Source organism: Bacteroides sp. CAG:189, from assembly GCF_000432295.1.
Classification (GTDB): Bacteria; Bacteroidota; Bacteroidia; order Bacteroidales; family Bacteroidaceae; genus Bacteroides; species Bacteroides salyersiae.
The window spans coordinates 110,042-112,588 of sequence record NZ_HF991053.1 but is presented as its reverse complement, the minus strand read 5'-3'; the positions used below and the strand labels follow the sequence as shown (position 1 = coordinate 112,588).

Annotated in this window: 3 protein-coding genes; 1 reads left to right on the top strand and 2 read right to left on the bottom strand. The window is 40.6% G+C overall.

Translation table 11 applies throughout. The features are described 5' to 3' along the window. Positions 1–1,108 (bottom strand): tetratricopeptide repeat protein (locus tag QVP90_RS07460; protein WP_369678143.1); only part of this gene is annotated, 1,108 nt, incomplete at its 3' end. A 331-nt stretch (positions 1,109–1,439) separates the two neighbouring features. Between QVP90_RS07460 and QVP90_RS07455 the strand changes: the two genes are divergently transcribed. Further along, positions 1,440–1,673 carry a DUF2007-related protein gene (locus QVP90_RS07455; protein WP_005926785.1) on the top strand — a complete coding sequence of 78 codons (234 nt, stop codon included), beginning with the start codon at positions 1,440–1,442 and terminating at the stop codon, positions 1,671–1,673. Here QVP90_RS07455 and QVP90_RS07450 read toward each other — a convergent pair. Further along, positions 1,639–2,547: aminotransferase class I/II-fold pyridoxal phosphate-dependent enzyme (locus QVP90_RS07450; RefSeq protein WP_288204046.1), on the bottom strand; the 909-nt coding region annotated here is incomplete at its 5' end. The genes QVP90_RS07455 and QVP90_RS07450 overlap by 35 nt on opposite strands.

Genomic DNA, 2,547 nt, shown 5'->3' with positions numbered 1-2,547 from the left:
CGGCATTCAATCTTTCCATATTGACCAGAGTGGCAAATCCACTGATGGATTGTTCTTCATTACTTTGTCTTATGGAATCTTCCAGCAAAATATATTTGGCCAAAAAATCCGTTGCAAGATCCTTTCGCCCCATCGCCCGGTATATTTCACCTTTCATACGATAATGGCTGCCTTGCAACGCATGTTCGTTAAGCCGCAGTTCTTCTTCTATTTGTTTATCGGCAGCCACCAAAGCTTTCTGATATTGTTTGGTTTGCTTGTAATAAAAGACTTCATTCTCGTAGTAAAGCTTCTTATAAATATCCAGTTTTTTATCCTCTTCGACCAGCACTTTGGCCTCCTGCAATCTATTCCAAGCCTCGCCCGGATTATCTATGGCAAGATAATAGTGTACATATCCCAATTTTGCAGAAAAAACATGCGTACTTGCATTGGCCGTAGATTCCGCTTTTTTCAGCATTTCGAGAGCTTTAGAAATATCCCCCTGGTTGATATAGTATTTGGCTACCTCCGTATAAGAAGTTGAAATATTATAATTATCAACATGATAAGTTTCAGTCAGTTCGATTCCTTTCAGGCAATATTCAATAGCCAGACTCTTCAAATCTTTGATTTCATAAATCTGATACAGACTGTTATAACAATAAAGCAATCCGATTTTACTATCTCTTTTTTGTGCATCCTTAAGCATTTCCTGAGCCTCATACAAGGCAATATTACTTTTTCCTGTTTTGAGATAATATAAAATCAAACGGTTGTTCCAAACGAAATAATAGTATTTAGGCTGATTGGTTTTCTCCGCAAACTCCTTAACCACCTTCGTATAATGAATGATACTGTCTTCTTCATCTCCCTTAAAATAATAATGGTCTAATTTCAGAGTCAATGCTACAGCTTGCATGCGCTGATCTCCTTTTTTTTCAGACATCCAATATAATGTATCCGCCATGTGAAGAACTTTCGAATCACCGACATTCTCCTGACAACGCTGAAAGTAAGAATAAAGTTCACTATCTACATTAAACTCTTTTTCTTCTTGCGCACAGACTGTACAACAAAGAATAAGAGAAATGACAAATAATATTCTCCGAGAGGGGATCGTTCTCATATTTCTGCAAGATTAATGGCGTGGTTGTGTTTCGCAAATATACATCTATTTTTGACGTTTAGGCAATAAATTGATTAATTTATTCACTTTATTGTGTATTTTGCTCACACTATTAAGAAAAGCAGAAACAAAGAGCTCTCTTTTTGTGCCCGTCCACAGTTACTATCCAAAGCGTTTCAAACAGTGTGTAAAGGATACGAAACATACATAGAGTGCTGTATTATCGAAAATAAACAAAATAGTCTCTTACTTTTTCATCTCCCGATGCCATTTTTCTGAAATTATCGTGTACATTTGTAGAAGTATAAACACCTTAATACCCCAAAAAATTATGAAAGAAGAAGATAATAGCCGTTTAGTTGAAGTGTTTTCCGGTTCGAGATGGGAAGCAGAACTCATCAAAGGTCTGCTTGAAAGCAATGAAATAGCAGCCGCCTTGAAAGACGGCCTCATCACAACGATAGCTCCCTATATCAGCCCTACCGTATCTGTAATGGTGACAGAGGACTGTTATGAACCTGCAATGGAAATTATAAGAAACCGCGAGAAAGCAGAAAACGATTAAGACGATCGAGCGCCTCGCGGATATTCTCTAACGAGTTGGCATACGAAAAACGAACGTATCCCTCTCCTCCTGTACCGAAGTCGATTCCCGGTGTAATTCCAACATGTGCCTGCTCCAATACTTCGAAAGCAAATTTATAAGAATCCTTTGTAAATTTGCGGGCATCGGCAAAAATATAAAAAGCTCCTTTAGGTTCGACCTGGATACCGAATCCCATTTCGCGAAGGCGCCCGATCATGTATCGACGGCGCTCGTCATAGGTAGCACGCATTCTTTCCACATCAGGGGCAGCATACCGAAGCGCAGCAATACCGGCTTGCTGAGCTATACTGGGAGCACAGATAAAAAGATTCTGCTGTAATTTCTGTAAAGCCCGCATGCAAGATTTAGGCGCCATCACATAGCCGAGCCGCAATCCGGTCATGGCAAAACGTTTTGAAAAACCATTCAGAACAAATGCCTGATCCGTAAATTCCAGAATACTACGGGCACGTCCTTCATAAACCAATCCATGATAAATCTCATCCGAAATCACAGGAACTCCAAGCCCGGCAATCTCTTTCAAAAAACGATCTTCCAATAAAAGTCCGGTAGGATTCATCGGAGAATTGATGAAAATAGCTGCCGTACGGGTCGTGATAAACTTTTTGATATCTTCTATATTGTATTGTAACCCGTTTTCCGGACGAAGCGGAACCAACACAGGTTTTGCCTGTGCGGCCAGCACAAAATTGCGATAACAGGCATAACCGGGATTGGAAAGAATCACCTCGCTGTCCGGACGGCAAAGCAGCAACAAAACCAGCAGGATAGCCGGCGAAGAACCGGAAGTCACCACAATACAATCGGGGTCTACCGTCACCCCGTATTCCTG